Here is a 19069-nt window from a genome sequence, read left to right on the forward strand (position 1 = left end):
GAATTCGCGGCATGTATGGCCGACGGAATTCCATGGACGCAACGACCGATGCGTGCTGGAATGCCGCCGGCGGGGCTGCATGCCTACATTTCGTACCGCAACGTCGCCATCACGCTGCGCGGCGCGCCCGGCATGTTGAGATTGGGGCTCGATCCATGCGCGGAGACGATATAGCGCTTGTTGAACAGGTTGTAGAGGTTCAACTGGAGCGACATCGGCCCGTGGGCGTACCAGGCCATCATGTCGGCGGTAACGTAGCCCGGCAGGGTCACCGTGTTCTGCGGGTCCGCCATGCGTGCGCCGACGAAGTTCAGGCCGCCGCCGACACCGAAGCCGCTGCCGAGATTCTTCGTCAGCCACAGGTTGCCGGAATGGCGCGGCGTGAGCGTCGCACGCTTGTCCTGCAGCGCCGCGGTCGACTTGGTGACGGTCGCATCCAAATATGCGTAGCCAGCCAGGACGCGCCAGCCGTGACCGAGTTCCGCCGCACCGCTGAGCTCCACGCCATCGGTCCGCTGCTCGCCGATCGGAATCAGCGCCGTATTGGTCGCGTTGGCGATCTTGATGTTGCTGCGATCCAGCCTGAATACCGATACCGTCGTGGTGACTTTACCGTCCAGCCAGTCGTACTTCGCGCCGATCTCGGTGTTCGTCGTGGTTTCAGGGGCGAGTTCCGCATTGTTGGCCGCAAGCGAAAATGCTTCGCCGGATGGCTGGAACGAACGGCTCCAGGACACGTAATACGACTGTGTCGCGGTCGGCTGCCAGACCAGGCCGGCGCGTGGGCTCCAGGCCGTATCGGTGCGTGACAGGCCTGGCTGCTTCGGACGACGGTCGATCGTCTGTTGCTCGAAGCGGTCGTACCGGATACCGAGCAATGCCTTCCATTGCGCGTTCAAGCTGATCATGTCCTGCGTATAGAACCCGAGCGTCTTGAAGATGCCGAGGTTGTTGGCCGCCGGCGTGGTCGACGTATGGAGCGGAAGCGTCGGCAGGGCCGGCGCGAACAGGTCGAAATTCATCGGCTTGCCGTTCGCACCCGCGACGGGCGCCGAGTAATTGACGAGATCCTTGTTCTGCTGGCCGAATTCCATCCCGTACAGCAACTCGTGCTTCATGCCGAACAGCATGGTCTTTTGCGTGAGATCGGTCTGGTTGAACCAGCCGTGTTCCTCACGATAGACGTTGCCATGATTCAGCGTGAACGTCCGGTTAGCCTCGTTGACGCTACCGACGAGCGTGTTGTTCCGATCGAGCGAGTAGTGATAGTAGCGAGTAGCGTTCCGGATCGACCATTGATCGTTGAACTCGTGCTTGATCGTCGCGGTGCTCGAATAGACACGCGATTGCGTGTAGTCGACTTCGCCCGCATTGGCCGCGCCGTAATAGGCCGATGCCGGCACGTCGACCGGCCGCCCCTTGTAGGCCGGAATGCCGAAGTCCGTCACGCGCCGATCCTCCAGATAATCGGCTTGCAGCAATACGGTGGTCCTGGGCGCGATGCGCAGCTCCACCGACGGCGCGATGGCCGTGCGGTTCAGGAACTGCTGCGAACGATAGCTCTTGCCTTCCTCGTGCGCACCGGTGAACCGGAATGCCGCGGCGCCGTTGCCAAGCACGCGTCCGACGTCGGCCTCGACGCGCCGGTCGGCCCACGAGCCGTAACTCACACCAAGATTGGTTACGTCGATGCCGGGTTTCTTGGTCACGCGGTTGATTAGTCCACCTGAAGAGCCGCGGCCATAAAGAACGGCCGCCGGGCCTTTGACGACTTCGATCCGGTCGACGTTGGACAGATCACGGAAGTACAGCGCATCGTCGCGTATGCCGTCGACGAACTGGTCCGCAATGGCGGAGAAGCCGCGAATGGTCACCTGGTCGCGCTGGCCGTCGCCGGTGGAAAACCCCACACCCGCCACGTTCTTCAGCACGTCCTGCAACGAGTTCGCGTGCTGATCGCGCATGACTTCCGCCGTGACCACGTTGACCGTTTGCGGGATGTCACGCAGCGGCGCGTCGATCTTGGTCGCACTGACCGCGCTCGGCGGGTTGTAGCCCTCGCCGGGATCGCGAATCGAACGCGCGCTGACGGACACGGCCGGCAGCGCGTCGGCCGCCGGGTTCGCCGGTGCCGACGCGGCGTCTTGTGCCAACGCAGCGCCCACCATGATCGGCTGGCAGGCGACTGCCGTCAGGACGGCACGTCGTGCCGGATGCATTGCTCGCTTCATCTCCCTACCTGTCTTATGTGTAATGGTTCGTAATTTGAAAACGCGACGCATTATCATTTGAAAGGAAAGGAAGGTCAACAAATGTTGCTTGGCAGGTAGATCTTTGTTTTGTCTGATGTTTATGCGTTCCTGACCTTCCGGCGAGAAGGCCGGAATGGACGAAAGCGTGCCGGTAAACAGCGAGAAGAACGCCGCAGATCCGGGGGAGAGGAATCCATTGACCCCGCGTTCAGGTGAACGGTTGTTCTCGTTGGCGGCTCGCTCCGGAACTGCATCGCAAGTCGCATCCAGCGCCGTGTCGCTGCGGTAGGGCTATACCGCGGAAGAAGCGCTCCGTGGCGGCTCACGCCCTGTCACGGCGCCAAAAGGACGAGGCCGCGAGCCGGTTTTTGCACGAAGTACACAGATCACGGTAAAAGCTTTCATCCCACGCCCATAACTTGCTTGAGGGAATATGGACTCTTCGTCGGAACGCTTTTACGAACGGTCGCGGGCCCCTTTCATTTTTGCCGAACAACGTGCGGGGGAAGCGCCCCCTCACTCCACCGTCACCGACTTGGCCAAATTCCTCGGCTTATCAATATCCGTTCCCCGCGCCAACGCCGCGTGATACGCAAGCAACTGCATCGGCACCGTATGCAATATCGGCGACAACGGCCCGTAATACTCATTCAGCCGAATCACCTCGATCCCTTCACCCGGCACGATCCCGCAGTCCACGTCAGCGAACACGAAGAGCCGCCCGTTCCGCGCGCTGACCTCATGCATGTTCGACCGGAGCTTCTCGAGCAGCATGTCATTCGGCGCAACCGCGATCACCGGCATTTCATTGCTGACGAGCGCCAGCGGCCCATGCTTCAACTCACCCGCCGGATAAGCCTCCGCATGAATATAGGAAATCTCCTTCATCTTCAGCGCGCCTTCCAATGCGATCGGATAATGCATCCCGCGCCCGAGAAACAGCATGTTGTCGCGTCGCGCGAGTAGCTCCGACCACGCCATGATCTGCGGTTCCAGCGCGAGCACTTTCGACATCGCATCGGGCAGATGCCGCAGCGCCCGCAGATGTTCCTTCTCGTCGTCGTCATTCAGCCGCCCGCGCACCTGCGCCAGCGACAACGTCAGCAGGAACAGCGCGACGAGCTGCGTCGTAAAAGCCTTCGTCGAAGCGACGCCGATCTCCACTCCCGCACGCGTCACGAACTGCAGCGCGCATTCGCGCATCAGCGCACTCGTCGCCACGTTGCAGATCGCGAGCGTGTGGATCATCCCGCTGCGTTTCGCGACATGCACGGCCCCGAGCACGTCGGCCGTCTCGCCGCTCTGCGATACCGCAACCACCAGCGTGCGCGGATTCGGCACGCTGTCGCGATAACGAAACTCGCTGGCAATCTCGACGCTGGCCGGCAGCTTCGCGATGCTTTCGATCCAGTACTTCGCGGTCAGCGCCGCGTGATAGCTGCCGCCGCACGCGAGCAGCAGCACCGAATCGACGTCGTTGAACACGCGCCACGCGCCGTCGCCGAACAGCTCGGGCATGATCGACGAAACGTCGAGCAGCGTATCGGCCACGGCCTGCGGCTGCTCGAAGATCTCCTTCTGCATGTAGTAGCGATACGATCCGAGATCGGCCGCGCCGCTATGTGCGGCGACGCGTTGCACCGCGCGCTCGACGCGCTGGCCGGCCGCGTCGACGATCCAGTAGCGATGCAGTTGAATATCGGCGACGTCGCCGTTCTCCAGGTACGCAATGCGATCGGTGATACCCGACAGCGCAATCGCGTCGGACGCCAGAAAATTCTCGCCTTCGCCGACCCCGACGACGAGCGGCATTCCGTCGCGTGCGCCGACGATCCGGTGCGGCTCGTCGCGGCACATCACCGCGATCGCATAGCTGCCGCGCAGTCGCGCGACCGCGCGCCGTACCGCGTCGAACAGGTCGCCGTCGTACAGATGGTCGATCAGATGCGCGATCGCCTCGCTGTCGGTCTGACTCGCGAACACATAGCCGTGCGCCTGCAGTTCCGTGCGCAGTTGATCGCAGTTCTCGATGATCCCGTTGTGCGACAGCGCGATGCGCGCATTGGCGTCGCTTGGCGAGAAGTGCGGATGCGCGTTGAGCGTGACGGGCGCGCCATGTGTGGCCCAGCGCGTATGCGCGATGCCGGTGTAACCGGACAACGCCAATTCGGCGATCTCGCGCTGCAGGTTCGCGACACGATCGACGCTGCGGGCGCGCGCCAGCGCGCGGTCGCGGTAGACCACGACGCCGCACGAATCGTAGCCGCGGTATTCGAGCCGCTTCAGGCCGTCGACGAGGTTCGGCAGGATGTCCCGCTGGGCAACCGCCCCGACAATTCCACACATATCGCGCTCCGTAAATATCCTGTCTGGATCAGTGAGAGCGATGGTAGAGCCGGTGAAATGGAATTAAATTTCAAAAAACAAACAAATATGAAACGAACGGATGATCGTCTATCATGTTGAAATTAAATTTCACTCGCTAACCGGAAGGAGTGGCCGATGGCCGGCATCACTCTCGACGACCTCGACCTGCGCATCCTCGCGATCCTGCAGGACGATGCATCGGTATCGAACCTGCAACTCGCCGAGCGCGCGCTGTCGTCGCCGCCTACCTGCATGCGTCGTGTGCGCCGGTTGACGGAGGCCGGCGTGATCCGCCGGCAGGTTGCGGTGCTCGATCCGGTCGCGATCGGCACGGCCGTTACCGCGCTGATCGAGATCAGCCTCGACCGGCAGACGGCCGAAGACTACGACGCGTTCGAAGCGTACGTGTGCGCGGAGCCTGCCGTCACGCAGTGCTATCGCGTGTCGCCGGGGCCCGATTTCGTCGTGATCGCCGATCTGGCCGACGTCGCCGAATACGACGAATTCGCGCGGCGGCTGTTCACCGGTGCGTCGAACGTCCGCAACGTGCGAACGTTTTTCTCGACACATCGCGCGAAATTCGAAGCGAACGCGCGGGTCGCGCACGCGATGCGCAAGCGCACATGACGTGAGTTCACCGCGTCGTTCGTCCGGCATCACGCGGCAGCGGCGGCGTCCGCCAGTTGCAGCGGCTTGCCGTATCCGAAGCAATGCGCGGGCTCGGGAAACACGCGCTGCCGCACGTCGTGCGCGTACTGGCGGATCGCGTCGCGCATCACCGCGTTCGCATCCGCGTAGCGCTTCACGAAGCGCGGCGTGTACGCATCGAATGCGCCGATCATGTCCTCGGTCACGAGCACTTGCCCGTCGCATGCGGGCGATGCGCCGATGCCGATCGTCGGGATCGTCAGGGTTTCGGTCAGGTGGCGCGCGAGCGCTTCGGCGGTGCCTTCGATGACGACGCTGAACGCGCCGGCCCGCTCGGCCGCGCACGCGGCATCGAACACCTGCGCGGCCGAACGCGGGTCCATGCCCTGCGCACGGAAGCCGCCCGTCGCGTTGGCTTGCTGCGGCATGAGGCCGACATGCGCCATCACCGGAATGCCGCGATCGGTCAGGAAGCGGATCGTGTCGGTCATCTCGCAGCCGCCTTCGAGCTTCACGGCCTGCGCGCCGGTTTCGGCGAGCAGCCGCGCGGCGGAGCGATAGGCTTGCGCGGGCGATTCCTGGAACGTGGAGAAGGGGAGATCGACGACGACGCACGCCTGCGCGGCGCCGCGCACGACGGCCGCCCCATGTGCAATCATCATGTCGAGCGTGACGCGCAGCGTATCGGGCATTCCGTACAGCACCATGCCGACGGAGTCGCCGACGATGATCACGTCGGCCACTTCATCGACGAGCTTCGCCATCGGCGCGGAGTACGCGGTCAGCGACACGAGGCTGCCGATGCCTTTGGTCGAACGGATCGCGGTGACGGTCTTGCGGGTGATGCGGGTATGAACGCTCATGGGCGGAAGCCGTGTGAAAAAAGGAGCCGCCACGGTAGCATCGCGTGCGTTCGTGCAATGACCTTCGGAGGACGTCTTATGTTGCTGGCGGGACAACCCGGCGACCCTTACGCGGTGCCGCCGATGGCGCGCCTGCCGAGGCCGCTGTACGTGCGCGCGTTCGGCATTCCCGGCAACGTGAGCGTCGATGCGCACAGTCATCCGTGGGCGCAGTTGATGTATGCGACGAGCGGCGTGCTCGAGGTGTCGACGCCGTCGGGCCGGCAACTGCTGCCGCCGCACTACGCGATGTGGATTCCGCCGCATGTGCCGCATGCGGTGTCGACGCGCGATTGCGTCGCGTTCCACAGCCTGTATCTCGACGAAGCCATTGCGCGCAGCGACGTGAACGACGATTGCACGATCCTCTGCATGACGCCGCTGCTGCGCGAACTGGTGATCGCGACCGGCGAGTTGCCGGTGAACTATGACGAGGCGGGGCCCGACGGTGCGCTCGTGTGCCTGATCGCGGATCGGATCGCGCGCATGCAGCCGGCGCCGCTCACGGTGCCGCTGCCGCGCGATCCGCGCCTGCTGAAAATCGCGCGCGCGTTGCATGCGGCGCCGGGCGATACGCGCAGTCTCGACGAATGGGGCCATCAGGTCGGCGCGACGCGGCGCACGCTGTCGCGGCTGTTCCGGCAGGACACGGGGCTGTCGTTTACCGAATGGCGGCAGGGCGTGCGGCTGGTCGCGTCGCTGCCGCTGCTCGATGCAGGCGAGCCGATCGGCACGGTGGCCGCGCAACTGGGTTACGACTCGACGTCGTCGTTCATCGCGTTGTTCCAGACGAAATTCCGCATGACACCCGGCGCATATGCGAAGCGTGAAGCGCGCCGGCCGCTGCTGCCCGCGTGACGCGCTTCGTCGATCAGAACGCGAGCGCCTGCTGCATCGGATGATGCGCGCCGCGTGAAAGCTCTGCGCCTTCGAGCGACAGCAGCGCACGTTTGCGATCGATGCCGCCCGCATAGCCGGTCAGGCTGCCCGATGCGCCGACCACGCGATGGCACGGCACGATGATCGATACCGGATTGCGGCCGACCGCACCGCCCACCGCGCGTGCGCCGCTCATCGGCAGCCCGACGCGTTCGGTGATGTCGCCATACGACACGAGTTCGCCGAACGGAATCGCGAGCAGTTCCTGCCAGACGCGTCGCTGAAACGCGGTGCCGCGCAGGTGGATCGGCACCGAGAACGTGTCGCGCGCGCCGGTGAAGTATTCGGCGATTTCTTCCGCGACCCGGCGGGCGAGCGGCGACGTGGCGAGCGTGTGCGCGTCGTTCAGGATCGCAAGCGACGGGAAGTATTTCTGGCCGACGAAGTACAGGCCCGTGAGCGCATCGTCCTCGATGCGCACGGCGATGTCGCCCAGCGGGCTCGGAATCAGGTGAGCGGGAGTCATCGCAATCCATCTCCATGAAGGCGCCACACATGCAGTGCGGCATACGCGCGCCACGGCGCCCAGCGCGCCGCATGCGGTGCTGCTGATGGCACGCGCGGGTCGGTGCGGTCGGTGCGGGCGGACAGCAACACGTCGTCGGCGGGGAACGCGTTCGGCCACGCCATCGCACGCATCGCGACGTACTGCACCGCGCGTTCGTCGAAGCCGGGCAGCGCGCGCAGCGCGGCGAGCGTTGCATCGAGCGGCGCCATCGGTTCGAGCATGAGCGTGCCGTCGTCGACCGCGCGGGCGAGCGACACGATCGCGTGCGCCGTGTCGCGCTCGATGCCGATCGTTTCGAGGGCCGAAGGCGGCAGCGCGGCCAGTGTCGTGGCGCAGGGCAGTGCATGCATGAGGCCCGGCGGCGCGCCATCGACCGAGTGACCGAAGCGCTCCGCGATCCGTGCGAGCAACGGCGTATCGGCCTGCGCCGCCGCGAGCTGCTCGCCCGCGATCGCACGGATCGCGATCTCCAGACCGTCGAACGCGCCGGGCACGCGCAGCCCCGGCGAGCCGCTCGCGAGATCGCCGAGATGCGCATCGATCACGTCGGGGCGGCTGTCGAGATCGAACAGCCGGCGCACGCGTGCGAGTACGGCCGGTACGACCGGCGTCAGCGCGGGCGACACGGTGACGGCCAGCGCGAAGCGCTGCGGCACGTGCGCGACGGACAGCCAGCCGGCGACGCGGCCGCCGTCGTGTCGATTCGGCAATTCGACGATACGTGCATAACCGCGCGCGTCGATCCGCTCGACGCCGTCGATCTGGCGCTGCGCGAGAAAACGCATCAGGTCGGCCCACGCGAACGGCGGCCGGTACGGCAGCGGGAAGGTCATGTCGCCGTCGGCCGCTGCACCGGCCCCTTTGCGCAGCCGCAGCGGATTGAGGCCGTAGCGCTGGCGGAACAGGTCGTTGAAGCGCCGCACGCTGCCGAACCCGGCCGTCGACGCGACGACGGCCACCGGCAGCGCGGTATCGGTCAGCAGCCGCTTGGCCATCAGCAGCCGCTGCGTCTGCGCGAACTCGACCGGCGACACGCCGAACTGCGCGCCGAAGATGCGGCGCAGATGGCGTTCGGTCACGCCGACGCGCCGTGCGAGCGCGGCAACGGAATGCGCATTCAGGAAACCGTCGTCGATCAGCGTCGCGGCCGCGTCGGCGAGATTGCCGGACAGGTCGAGCAACCCGTGGCCGGGCGCGAGTTCGGGGCGGCAGCGCATGCAGGGCCGGAAGCCGGCTTTCTCGGCGGCCGCGGCGGTCGGGTAGTAGCTGCAGTTTTGCGCTTTCGGCGGCTTCACCGGGCAGACCGGGCGGCAGTACACCCCGGTCGTCGCGACGCCGACGAAGAACCAGCCGTCGAAGCGGCGGTTCCGCGAAAGCAGGGCGTCGTAGCAGGTGTCGGGATCGAGGCGCATGGGACGACTGTAAACCATCCTCGCGGTCGATTCTGGCTGGAATCGGACATGTGTGTCGGCTGCCGCGCGCGCGCCGCGCCGCAGCGGGAAAAACAGGGGAAAAACGGTTAATACCACTTTGCGAAACAGTCGTCTCTTTTACCGCGACTCATTTGAGATGACTCATCGAAATCCCCGACTGACACGGCACCGGCAGACGCCCTATCCTTTGAAAAACGTTTTCCAGACAGGTTGGCGAAAAGGGCCGGTGCGTCAGCGCGTGGGCCGTTCGCCCCGGCGCCGGTCGCCGGTCAACGAATACCGCGCGGCGCGACGGGCGCGACCGCGCATCGGAGACATTCATGCAATCTGCCGTCGTCGGCGCGGTGCGCGCGGCCGCCAGCCGCTACCGCTGGACCGTGTGTGCGCTGCTGTTCTTCGCGACCGTGATCAACTACATGGATCGGCAGATCCTCGGCCTGCTCGCGCCGATGCTCCAGCACGACATCGGCTGGAGCCAGGTGCAGTACGGCCGCATCGTGATGGCGTTTTCGGCGTTCTATGCGCTGGGTCTGCTCGGCTTCGGGCGCATCGTCGACTGGCTCGGCACGCGCGTGTCGTACGCGGTGGCAATGCTGGTATGGAGCATCGCCGCGATGCTGCATGCGGCGGTCGGCTCGGTGACGGGCTTCGCGTTCGTGCGTGCGCTGCTCGGGATCGGCGAGGGCGGCAACTTCCCGGCCGCGATCAAGACGACGGCCGAATGGTTCCCGCGCCGCGAACGCGCGCTCGCCACCGGCATCTTCAACTCGGGCGCGAACATCGGCGCGGTGTTCGCGCCGGCGATCATCCCCGCGATCGCGGTGGCCTACGGCTGGCGCGCGGCGTTCGTGATCATCGGCGCGATCGGCATCGTGTGGCTCGCGGTATGGCTGGTGATGTATCGCACGGCCGACACGCGCGCGCTCGCCGCGGAATACGACGAGCCGCGCGACGAAGCCGAAGCGCTCGACGCGGCGAACGCGAACGCCGGCGCGCCGCGCTGGGGCGAACTGATCCGCAAGCGCGAGACGTGGGCCTTCCTGATCGGCAAGTTCCTGACCGATCCGGTGTGGTGGTTCTACCTGTTCTGGCTGCCGAAGTGGCTCAACGAATCGCGCGGGATGGACATGCAGCACATCGGTTTGCCGCTCGTCTGCATCTATGCACTGACGACGGTCGGCAGCATCGGCGGCGGCTGGCTGTCGTCGATGCTGCTGCGTGCGGGCTGGAGCGTGAACCGGGCGCGTAAGACGGCGATGCTGATCTGCGCATGTTGCGTGCTGCCGATCGCGTTCGTATCGCAGGTGCAGAGCCTGTGGATCGCGGTGCTGATCGTCGGCCTCGCCGCCGCCGCGCACCAGGGCTGGTCGGCGAACCTGTTCACGACCGCATCCGACCTGTTTCCGCGCCGCGCGGTCGCGTCGGTGGTCGGCATCGGCGGGATGGCCGGCTCGATCGGCGGCGTGCTGTTCTCTGAAGTGATCGGCCAGGTGCTGCAGCGCACCGGCCACTACTGGGTGCTGTTCGCGATCGGCGCGTCGGCCTACCTGATCGCGCTGGCCGTGATGCACGTGCTCACGCCGAAGATGAAGCCCGCGAAACTCGATGCGTGATCGCGTATCGGCAAGCGACAACGCCGCCCTCGGGCGGCGTTTTTGCGTTTGGGGACGTGACGCGTCGCGACCGCGTCAGCCGGCCGATGCGGTCGACGCGCGCATGATCAGCCGCGGTTCGAACGTCGAATAGCTCGCGTCGGTGCGCCCGGCGAGCGCATCGATCAGCTTCTGCATCGCGAGTTCGCCCATGTTCTCGCTCTGGATGTCGACGGTCGTCAGCGCGGGCGCCGCGTATGCGCCGTACGGCACGTTGTCGATGCCGGCGACGGACACGTCCTGCGGCAACCGGAAGCCGAGCGACGCGGCTTCCTTCATGAAGCCGAGCGCGATCAGGTCGTTGTAGCAGATCACGGCCTGCGGGCGCTGCGGCCCGAGCATCACGCGCGAGCACGCGCGCTCGCCGGCCTCGGCGGTCGGCGCGTGCGCGTCGTGCACGTCGAGCGTGAGCCCCGCTTCGGCGAGGCAGTCGCGCGCGCCCTGAATTCGTTCGTCGTTCACGCGCGCGGTGCCGAAGCCGAGATACGCGATGCGCGTATGGCCGAGGTTGAGCAGGTGGCGCGCGAGCATGTAGGTCGACAGCCGGTTGTCGATACCGACGCTCGGAATCGGCAGGCCGGGGCTGCGACGCAGCAGCACGAGCGGCTTGTTGAGGTCGAGCATCCAGCCGGCTTCCTCGTCGGGCATCCGCGTGCTGACGATCAGCCCGTCGACGCGCTGCGCGAGCGCCTCGATCAGCGAACGTTCGCGCGCCTGGCTTTCCTCGGTATCGACGAGCAGCAGCGTGTAGTCGTGCTGCAGCGCGACGCGGTTCGCGCCTTTCACGACATTCGTGAAGTGGGGGTTGCTGATGTCGAGGATCACGAGGCCGATGGTGCGCGTGCGGCCGGTGATCATCGAGCGCGCAAGCGGATTCGATCGGTAGCCGAGCCGCTCGATGGCCTCCTTGAGCCGTGCCTCGACGGTCGGCGAGAAGCGTTGCGTGCCGTTCACGTACTTCGATACCGTCGCGACCGACACGCCGGCTTCCGCGGCCACGTCGCGGATCGTCGAGGAAACTTTTTTCATCGGAAGGGTAACGTTTTCGTTCGATAACGCCGGATTGTGGCAGAAAAAGCCGGCGTGCAGCCACCCGTCGATATCGGGAAAGTGCGGATGGCTGCGAGCAGATTCGACCATTGACGCTCGATGCCGCGCACGCGTATAGTTGGAAAACGTTTTCCGATTTAGGTCAGATCAAGGAGATTCGATGAACGCCTCATCCACCGCCGCGCGCAAACCGTTCGGCCGCCTGCTGCTGACGGGCGCGGCCGGCAACCTCGGCCGCCAGTTGCGCGGCGCGCTCGCCGACTGGGCCGACGTCGTGCGCGTCAGCGACATCGCGGCGCTCGGCGACGCGGCCGCGCATGAAGAACTCCGCGTGGTCGACCTGGCCGACCGGCCGGCCGTGATGCAGCTCGTCGACGGCGTGGACGCGATCGTTCACCTCGGCGGCATTTCGGTCGATGCGCCGTTCGACGATCTGGTCGGCGCGAACATCACCGGCACGTACAACCTGTACGAAGCCGCGCGCAAGCACGGCGTGAAGCGCGTCGTGTTCGCGAGCTCGAACCATGCGATCGGTTTCCATCCGGTCACCGAGGTGCTCGACGCCGATGCGCCGCTGCGCCCCGACAGCCTGTACGGCGTGACGAAGTGCTTCGGCGAATCGCTGTCGCGCTACTACTTCGACCGCTTCGGGATCGAAACCGTATGCCTGCGGATCGGCTCGTCGTTCGAGGTGCCGAAGAACCCGCGCATGCTCGTCACGTTCCTCAGCTATCGCGATTTCATCGAGCTCGTGCGCTGCTCGCTGCTGACGAACCGCGTCGGCCACGCGATCGTCTACGGCGCGTCGGACAACCCGGTGAAGTGGTGGGACAACACGAAGGTCGGTTTCCTCGGCTTCCGTCCGCGCGACAGCTCCGAACAGTTCGCGGGGCTGTTCCCGGTGACGGCGCCGACGGCCGAATACGACGATCCCGCGCAGCGGTTCCAGGGCGGCGGGTTCGTCGTCGGCGAGCCGATGGAGCGCAACGCGAAATAAGTCAGGACGGCGGCGGCCTCGGGGCGTCGGCGATCAACGCAGAATGTCGGTCGCCTTGTGCCGTTCGTCGACGCCGTCGATCAGGATCAACGGGCCGCTCGCGTGCCGTTCACGCAGCGGCTGGATCTGCCGGTACGCATCCGAGTCGTACCATGCGCGCGCCATGTCGAGATCCGGAAACGCGATCGCGATCAGATCGCCGTGCCATGCGCCTTCGCGTACCTCCGGCCGGGCGCCGTGAATCACGAAATGGCCGTCGTACGGCGCGAGCGTACCGTCGATGCGTTCGAGGTATTCGACGATGTCGTCGCACATTTCGACGTCGTGCAGGTGGGCGATGGCGTAGGCGGTCATGGCGGGCTCCTGGGCGTGATGCGGTTCGAGAGTCGATGGCGCCATGATCGCGGCGCGGGCGGCGCGCGTCGATTACCTGCGACGTAAGCAAATCCGGACAACTGCACCGCACCGTGTTTCAGGCCGTAGCGCGCATCGATCGATGGCCGGCGCGGCGCAATCCCGCATCACAATCCCGCAGCACACTCCATCACGCCCGCTTGCGCGCCGGCCGCACGACGGGCGTCGCCTCCAGCGGCTCGGCGGCCTGCTCGCACAGCCGGTCGAGCATCCGTTGCGCGGCGCCCGCGCAATCCTCGCCCGCCGGCTTGTTCTCGATCTCGTCGATCAGTGTTTCCAGATGCTGCCGGTTCTGCGCGAGACGCCGTTCGAGCAGCGCGATTTCGTCGACCTTGTGCCGCAGCGCGACCAGCAGTTCGTCGTGCGGCCATGCGCCGAGATCGGGCGGCAACACCGCGCGGATCTCGTCGAGCGAGAAGCCCGCGCACTGCGCGCGGTCGATGATCGCGAGCCGCGTCAACGCTTCCGGCCCGTATTCCCGATAGCCGTTCGCCTGCCGGCGGGCCGGTTCGAGCAGGCCGCTCGCTTCGTAGAAGCGGATGCGCGACGCCGCGAGGCCGCTCGCCTTCGCCAGTTCGCCGATTTTCATGATGGGCTCCAAAAAGGGCTTGACCTTAAAGTTGACTTTAAAGTTATCGTGGGCCATCGTCAATCGAGGATCTGCACCATGAATCTGTTTGCGCCCCTCACACTGCCCAACGGGGCGGTAATTCCGAACCGTCTGGCCAAGGCCGCGATGGAAGAAAACATGGCCGATGCGGACCACGCGCCGTCCGACGCGTTGCTGCGCCTGTACCAGGCGTGGGCCGACGGTCAGGCCGGGCTGATCCTGACCGGCAACGTGATGGTGGACGGCCGCGCGATGACGGGGCCGAACGGCGTCGTGCTCGAAAACGACGCGCATCTCGACCGTTTCCGCCGCTGGGCGCAGATCGCGCGCTCGAACGGCGCGCACGTGTGGATGCAGATCAATCACCCGGGGCGCCAGATGCAGGCGGCGCTCGGCCAGACGACGCTCGCGCCGTCGGCCGTGCCGCTCGCGCTCGGCGCGCTGTCGAAGCAGTTCCCGGTGCCGAAGGAGATGACGGCCGCCGACATCGCGGACGTGCAGCAGCGCTTCGTGCGCGCCGCGCAGCTCGCGGAGCAAAGCGGCTTCACCGGCGTGCAGGTGCACGCGGCGCACGGCTATCTGCTGAGCCAGTTCCTGTCGCCGCTGACGAACCGCCGCCAGGATCAATGGGGTGGCAGCATCGAGAATCGCGCGCGCCTGCTGCTCGATATCGTGAAGGCGGTGCGCGCCGCGGTGTCGCCGGCATTCGTCGTCGCGGTGAAGCTGAACTCGGCCGATTTCCAGCGCGGCGGTTTCAGCGCGGACGACGCGAAGCGGGTGGTCGAACTGCTGAATCCGCTCGGCGTCGATCTCGTCGAACTGTCGGGCGGCAGCTATGAAGTGCCGGCGATGCAGGGCGAGGCGCGCGACGGCCGCACGCTGGCGCGCGAAGCATATTTCCTCGAATTCGCGCGCGACATCACCGCCGTCGCGCGGATGCCGCTGATGGTCACGGGCGGCATCCGCCGTCGTGCGGTGGCCGAGCAGGTGGTGAACAGCGGTGTGGCGATGGTCGGCATCGCGACCGCGCTGTCGATCGACCCGAACCTGCCGCGCGACTGGCGCGCCGGCAAGGACAGCGCGCCGGTGCTGCAGCCGATCCGCTGGAAGAACAAGGCGCTGGGCGCGCTGGCGAACATGGCCGTCGTCAAGTTCCAGCTCACGCGATTGAGCGAAGGGCGCCGCACGCATCCGCAGGTGTCGCCGCTGCGCGCGCTGGTGCGGCAGCAACTGGCCGCGCAGTGCCAGACGCGGCGCTACCGGAAGTGGATGGCGGGGCGCGCGGCGGGCACGCGTGCATGATGCATCGACGCGCGCCGGCGATGCCGAAGGCTGACCGGCACGCCGCCGCGCCCGTGTGCCGCCTGGCACGTTGCGCGGCGGCCTGCACGCTCAGAACCGGTAGTTCGCCAGCACCTCGATGCGCCGGTCGTTGCCGAGCAGGTACTGCGTCTCGTTGTAGTACGCGGATTGCACGTAGCGGCGGTTGAACACGTTGTACGCGCGGGCGGTGATCGTCGTGTCCTTGCGCGGCTTCCACGCGAGGCCGAGGTCGACGGTCGTGTACGACGGCATCACGAGCTGGTTCGCGGTATCGGCGAACCGCTTGCCCACGTACTTGACGCCCGCGATGCCGGTCCAGTCCGGCGCGAAGCGCCAGCTTACCCACAGGTTCGCGAGCCGCTGCGGCACCGACACCGGCACATTGCCCGCACGCGACACGGTCGTGCCGCCGGACGACTGCTGGAAATCGTCGTATTTCGCGCGCAGGATCGACACGTTCGCATCGACGCGCCAGTCCTTCGCGATCTCCGCGCCGACCGTCGCCTCCAGCCCGCGCGACGACTGCTGGCCGACCTGGATCGACTGGTTCGGGTTCACCGGGTCGGCCGTCAGCAGGTTGCTCTTTACGATCCGGTACGCGGCGAGCGTCCATTCGGCCTTGCCGTCGAGGAACGACTGCTTCACGCCGATCTCGATCTGCCGGCCGGTCGCGAGCGTGAAGTTCGCCTTCGACGCATTGAGCGACAGCAGCGAGCTGACCGGATCGGCCGCGACCGAATACTGGCCGTACACGGCGACGCCGGGCCGCACGTCGTACACGGTGCCGATGCGCCAACCGGTGTTCGCGAACACCTTCGTGAACGCGCCGCCGTTCACGAGATCGTCGCGGTTCACGCTCGCATGGTCGTAGCGCAGCCCGCCGATCACCGACCAGCGCGGCGTGATCTCCAGCCGGTTCTCCGCGAACAGCGCGTACTGGTTCGACTGGCTGCGGTACTTCGGAAACGTGCCGGTCGTATTGATGAAACTGCCCGGATCGAAGTTGAACGGATCGACCGTCGACGTGCCCGCATACGGCGAATTGTTGTCGTGCTGGAACGTCGTGTGGTTGAACTCGACGCCCGCCGAAAACGTGTTGCGCATGCCGAGCAGCGCGCTGCTGACGGTGGCCGTCGTCACGTTGCCGTATTGTTCCTGGTCGTGAAAGATTTCCGTATAGCTGCTGCGCCGCACTTGCGCGCTCGACGGCAGGTACGTGTAGTACTCCGCATCCTTCCAGTGACGGTTGCTCTTCATCCGGTACAGCGTGCTCGTCACGTTCAGGCTGTCGCTCGGCTGCCAGTTCGCCGACACGGTGGCCCAACTGTCGCGGAACGCGATGTCGGCGTCGCCGACGTTGTAGTTCTTCTTGTCGAGCGCGCGTTCACGCGCACCGTTGACGAGCGGCACGCCGAAATACTGCATCGGATGCATGAAGCCCTGCGCATACGACGCCGTCACGTACAGGTCGGGCGTCACGTCGTAGCGCAGCGCGCCGGACACCGACAGGTTGCGCGAATCGCCGCGATCGACCCAGTTCGACGATCGGTTGCCGCTGATGTCGAAGCGGTACGACAGCTTGTCGTTGATCGCGCCGCCGCTGCCGAACGCGGCGCGTGCCGTGCCTTCGGTGCCGCCGCCGACTTGCAGTTCGTTGCGGATCGGCGTGCGCGTCGGCTTCTTCGGCACGATGTTGACCACGCCGCCGATCGCGCCTTCGCCGTAGATCACCGACGCGGGGCCGCGCAGCACGTCGATATGGTCGACCGACCACGTGTCGAACGGGAACGTGACGCCGATCGCGCCGTACGGGCGCACGCCGTCGTACAGCTGCGTGACCGACGACGCGCCGACGAAGCCGCGCGCGGCGAGCTCCGAGTTGCCGTTGCCGGGATGCGGCGACGCGCTGATGCCGGCGGCGCGGCTCACGGCGTCGATGATCGAACTGTCGCCGCGCGTGTCGAGTGTCGCGCGGTTGATCTGCTCGACGCTCGCGGGCGTTTCGAGCGGCGACAGCCCGAGATGGCTACCCGTGTCGAGCGGTTGCGTCAGGGCGGGCGCCTTCCGCGCGTCGACGCGAATCGGCGCGAGCGTGGCGCCGGCGCCGTCGACACTGCGTTCCTGTGTTTGTGCCTGCCCGGCGGGCGACAGCGCCGCGAGCACGGCGGCGGGCAGCATCAATCTGAACTTCATCGTTTTGGTGTCCTTCGAATGGGGGAAGCGCTTGCGTCGGTCACGCCGCGGCGCGCGCCGCGCGGCCGAACAGCAGCCGGTCGAGCAACCAGACCGCGACGATCGTCAGCCCCATCAACGGGAAGACGAGGCCGAGCAGCACGAGCCCGGCGAGCCAGCCGCGCATCGGCGGCGTGCCGCGTTCGCGCGACGGTGCGCCCAGCGTCCCGGCCGGGCGGCGCTTCCACCACATCACGGTGCCCGTGACGGCCATCGCGGCCAGCCCGAGCGACAGCACCGCGCAAATGATCTGGTTCGCGAGCCCGAAATAGCGGCCCATGTGCAGCGACGTGCCGTACGACACCGCTTTCGATACCGCGCCGTAGTCGCCATAGCGGATGTCCTTCAAGACCGCGCCGCTGTACTGGTCGACGTAGATCGTGCGTTCGGCCTTCGGGTCGGCCGGGAAGTACGACGCGGTGAACACGCCGTCCGCGCCGGACGGCAGCGCGAGCGTGTAGCCGCTCGTCACGCCGAGCCCGGCGACGATCGCGATCGCGCGGGCCAGCGGCAGCGGCACGGGTGTGGGCGCGGGCGCGGCCGGCGAATGCGGCACGGGCACGTTGCCGACCGCCCACGGCGTTTGCGGCAACGGCAGGTCGTCCATCACCATGCCCGGCATCGATTCGCCGGAATCGTGATGATGGCCGGACGGCGCGGCGGCCTGCGCAGGGGCATGCCCAGCCGTCGCGGCGGCACCGGGGCGCGTCGAGCGCATCGACGCACCGCCCCACGCGCCTTCCGGCGCGCCGAGGTTCACGGTCGCGGCGAGCGCCTTGAAGTTCTTGCCCCACGAGCCCGACCACGGCAGCCCGGTCAGGATGAACGCGATCGTGCCGGCCGCGAGCCAGATGCCGGCCGTCGCATGAAGGCTCTTCCACAGCGGCCGGCCGTGCAGCGACAGGTCGGGCCGCAGCGCGCGCCCGACGCGTGCCGCGCCGCGCGGCCACCACAGTGCGATGCCGGTGCCGATCATCACGAAGGTCCAGCAGGCGGCGAGCTCCATGAGCAACTCGCCGGTCTTGCCGAGCAGCAGCTTGCGATGCAGCATCCGGTCGACCTGCATGAAGCGGTTTTCGACGCTCAGCGTGCCGAGCACGCTGCCGTCGTACGGGTTCACGTACACGCTCTCGCGGCTGCCGTCGCGCAGCCGGAAACCATACTCGGCGCTACGGTCCGGCGCGGTGGAGACCTGCACGGAAACCGGCGTGGCGTCGGCCGGCATCGCGGTGCGGGCGCGGGCGAGCAGCGTGTCGGCATCGAGCCGCGGCGTCGTGCGCGGTTCGACGACCAGCCGGTGCGGATACAGCAGCGGCTCGATCTGCGGCTGGAAGCAATAGAGCGTGCCGGTGATCGCGAGGATCACGAGGAACGGCATCACGAACAGGCCGGCGTAGAAGTGCCAGCGCCAGAGCGTCCGGTAACCGGCGCTGGCGGAACGGGCGGGCGAGATGGCCCGATCGACGGTGGTCGACATGGTGTGAACTCCTCGGTTCGTCGAGCGGCGGGGCCGGTACGGGCCTGCGGCCGTCAACGTGCGTCGCACCCGCGTGCGGGCATCGCCGCAGCAGGCGGCGCGGCGCGCTGCGCAAACGGGGCGCAGGGCGGCGTCGCCCGCGCGATGCGGGCAGGCGGGTGAACGCGTGAATCAGGTCGGGTGAAACGAACGGCGTGAACGCGCAGGCACGTGCCTGCGCCACAGGGCGGAACGTTCAGCAGAACCGAGGAGGGGCGCGGGAGGG

Annotated in this window: 15 protein-coding genes; 5 read left to right on the plus strand and 10 right to left on the minus strand. The window is 66.7% G+C overall.

Annotated elements, in window-relative coordinates; all coding sequences use genetic code 11:
• Positions 1-83 precede the first annotated feature (83 nt).
• Positions 84-2231 carry a TonB-dependent receptor gene (locus H3O04_RS15430; RefSeq protein WP_202587997.1) on the minus strand — a complete coding sequence of 716 codons (2148 nt, stop codon included), beginning with the start codon at positions 2229-2231 and terminating at the stop codon, positions 84-86.
• Positions 2232-2768: 537 nt separating this feature from the next.
• The gene (gene glmS / locus H3O04_RS15435) at positions 2769-4598 is read right to left on the minus strand and encodes a glutamine--fructose-6-phosphate transaminase (isomerizing) (protein WP_202587991.1); all 1830 of its coding nucleotides are present in this window, start codon (positions 4596-4598) and stop codon (positions 2769-2771) included.
• A gap of 156 nt (positions 4599-4754) precedes the next feature.
• Here glmS and H3O04_RS15440 point away from each other — a divergent pair, with 156 nt between their 5' ends.
• A complete protein-coding gene (locus tag H3O04_RS15440; RefSeq protein ID WP_006479823.1) occupies positions 4755-5246 on the plus strand; it encodes an Lrp/AsnC family transcriptional regulator in 492 nt (163 codons plus the stop codon).
• A 29-nt stretch (positions 5247-5275) separates the two neighbouring features.
• Here the strand turns inward: H3O04_RS15440 and panB are convergent, their stop codons facing one another.
• Positions 5276-6130 (minus strand): 3-methyl-2-oxobutanoate hydroxymethyltransferase, encoded by an 855-nt coding sequence (gene panB / locus H3O04_RS15445; RefSeq protein ID WP_202587992.1) that lies wholly within the window; start codon positions 6128-6130, stop codon positions 5276-5278.
• A 78-nt stretch (positions 6131-6208) separates the two neighbouring features.
• Here panB and H3O04_RS15450 point away from each other — a divergent pair, with 78 nt between their 5' ends.
• A complete protein-coding gene (locus H3O04_RS15450; RefSeq protein WP_084751236.1) occupies positions 6209-7027 on the plus strand; it encodes an AraC family transcriptional regulator in 819 nt (272 codons plus the stop codon).
• 13 nt (positions 7028-7040) lie between these two features.
• Here the strand turns inward: H3O04_RS15450 and H3O04_RS15455 are convergent, their stop codons facing one another.
• Positions 7041-7574: a methylated-DNA--[protein]-cysteine S-methyltransferase gene (locus tag H3O04_RS15455; protein ID WP_077021683.1), complete on the minus strand. Its 534-nt coding sequence runs from the start codon at positions 7572-7574 to the stop codon at positions 7041-7043.
• Positions 7571-9046: a DNA-3-methyladenine glycosylase 2 family protein gene (locus H3O04_RS15460; protein ID WP_202587993.1), complete on the minus strand. Its 1476-nt coding sequence runs from the start codon at positions 9044-9046 to the stop codon at positions 7571-7573. The genes H3O04_RS15455 and H3O04_RS15460 overlap by 4 nt, the downstream gene beginning before the upstream one ends.
• Positions 9047-9369: 323 nt before the next feature.
• On the opposite strand from H3O04_RS15460, the gene H3O04_RS15465 reads away from it, so the two are divergent.
• Positions 9370-10662: an MFS transporter gene (locus H3O04_RS15465; RefSeq protein WP_006479818.1), complete on the plus strand. Its 1293-nt coding sequence runs from the start codon at positions 9370-9372 to the stop codon at positions 10660-10662.
• A 75-nt stretch (positions 10663-10737) separates the two neighbouring features.
• Here H3O04_RS15465 and H3O04_RS15470 read toward each other — a convergent pair whose 3' ends face one another.
• On the minus strand, positions 10738-11841 hold the full coding sequence (locus H3O04_RS15470) for a LacI family DNA-binding transcriptional regulator (protein WP_006479817.1): 1104 nt from the start codon (positions 11839-11841) through the stop codon (positions 10738-10740).
• Between the two features lie 70 nt (positions 11842-11911).
• Between H3O04_RS15470 and H3O04_RS15475 the strand changes: the two genes are divergently transcribed.
• On the plus strand, positions 11912-12748 hold the full coding sequence (locus tag H3O04_RS15475; RefSeq protein WP_006479816.1) for an NAD-dependent epimerase/dehydratase family protein: 837 nt from the start codon (positions 11912-11914) through the stop codon (positions 12746-12748).
• A 33-nt stretch (positions 12749-12781) separates the two neighbouring features.
• Here H3O04_RS15475 and H3O04_RS15480 read toward each other — a convergent pair whose 3' ends face one another.
• Positions 12782-13102: a DUF1330 domain-containing protein gene (locus H3O04_RS15480; protein ID WP_027809742.1), complete on the minus strand. Its 321-nt coding sequence runs from the start codon at positions 13100-13102 to the stop codon at positions 12782-12784.
• A 190-nt stretch (positions 13103-13292) separates the two neighbouring features.
• Positions 13293-13751, minus strand: a complete 459-nt coding sequence (locus tag H3O04_RS15485) for a MerR family transcriptional regulator (RefSeq protein WP_011694504.1) — start codon at positions 13749-13751, stop codon at positions 13293-13295.
• 78 nt (positions 13752-13829) lie between these two features.
• Between H3O04_RS15485 and H3O04_RS15490 the strand changes: the two genes are divergently transcribed.
• Complete coding sequence (locus H3O04_RS15490) at positions 13830-15074, plus strand: NADH:flavin oxidoreductase/NADH oxidase family protein (RefSeq protein WP_011694505.1); 1245 nt, start codon at positions 13830-13832, stop codon at positions 15072-15074.
• A gap of 90 nt (positions 15075-15164) precedes the next feature.
• Here the strand turns inward: H3O04_RS15490 and H3O04_RS15495 are convergent, their stop codons facing one another.
• Positions 15165-17288 (minus strand): TonB-dependent receptor, encoded by a 2124-nt coding sequence (locus tag H3O04_RS15495; RefSeq protein ID WP_202587994.1) that lies wholly within the window; start codon positions 17286-17288, stop codon positions 15165-15167.
• A gap of 40 nt (positions 17289-17328) precedes the next feature.
• Positions 17329-18804, minus strand: a complete 1476-nt coding sequence (locus tag H3O04_RS15500) for a PepSY-associated TM helix domain-containing protein (protein ID WP_202587995.1) — start codon at positions 18802-18804, stop codon at positions 17329-17331.
• Positions 18805-19069 lie beyond the last annotated feature (265 nt).

This window comes from Burkholderia sp. KCJ3K979 (assembly GCF_016759955.1).
Classification (GTDB): Bacteria; Pseudomonadota; Gammaproteobacteria; order Burkholderiales; family Burkholderiaceae; genus Burkholderia; species Burkholderia orbicola.

Excerpts from the sequence above, each read along its gene's own strand:
- H3O04_RS15430 (WP_202587997.1), bottom strand. The coding sequence starts at position 2,231 with ATGAAGCGAGCAATGCATCCGGCACGACGTGCCGTCCTGACGGCAGTC.
- glmS (WP_202587991.1), bottom strand. The coding sequence starts at position 4,598 with ATGTGTGGAATTGTCGGGGCGGTTGCCCAGCGGGACATCCTGCCGAAC.
- H3O04_RS15440 (WP_006479823.1), top strand. The coding sequence starts at position 4,755 with ATGGCCGGCATCACTCTCGACGACCTCGACCTGCGCATCCTCGCGATC.
- panB (WP_202587992.1), bottom strand. The coding sequence starts at position 6,130 with ATGAGCGTTCATACCCGCATCACCCGCAAGACCGTCACCGCGATCCGT.
- H3O04_RS15450 (WP_084751236.1), top strand. The coding sequence starts at position 6,209 with ATGTTGCTGGCGGGACAACCCGGCGACCCTTACGCGGTGCCGCCGATG.
- H3O04_RS15455 (WP_077021683.1), bottom strand. The coding sequence starts at position 7,574 with ATGACTCCCGCTCACCTGATTCCGAGCCCGCTGGGCGACATCGCCGTG.
- H3O04_RS15460 (WP_202587993.1), bottom strand. The coding sequence starts at position 9,046 with ATGGTTTACAGTCGTCCCATGCGCCTCGATCCCGACACCTGCTACGAC.
- H3O04_RS15465 (WP_006479818.1), top strand. The coding sequence starts at position 9,370 with ATGCAATCTGCCGTCGTCGGCGCGGTGCGCGCGGCCGCCAGCCGCTAC.
- H3O04_RS15470 (WP_006479817.1), bottom strand. The coding sequence starts at position 11,841 with ATGGTCGAATCTGCTCGCAGCCATCCGCACTTTCCCGATATCGACGGG.
- H3O04_RS15475 (WP_006479816.1), top strand. The coding sequence starts at position 11,912 with ATGAACGCCTCATCCACCGCCGCGCGCAAACCGTTCGGCCGCCTGCTG.
- H3O04_RS15480 (WP_027809742.1), bottom strand. The coding sequence starts at position 13,102 with ATGACCGCCTACGCCATCGCCCACCTGCACGACGTCGAAATGTGCGAC.
- H3O04_RS15485 (WP_011694504.1), bottom strand. The coding sequence starts at position 13,751 with ATGAAAATCGGCGAACTGGCGAAGGCGAGCGGCCTCGCGGCGTCGCGC.
- H3O04_RS15490 (WP_011694505.1), top strand. The coding sequence starts at position 13,830 with ATGAATCTGTTTGCGCCCCTCACACTGCCCAACGGGGCGGTAATTCCG.
- H3O04_RS15495 (WP_202587994.1), bottom strand. The coding sequence starts at position 17,288 with ATGAAGTTCAGATTGATGCTGCCCGCCGCCGTGCTCGCGGCGCTGTCG.
- H3O04_RS15500 (WP_202587995.1), bottom strand. The coding sequence starts at position 18,804 with ATGTCGACCACCGTCGATCGGGCCATCTCGCCCGCCCGTTCCGCCAGC.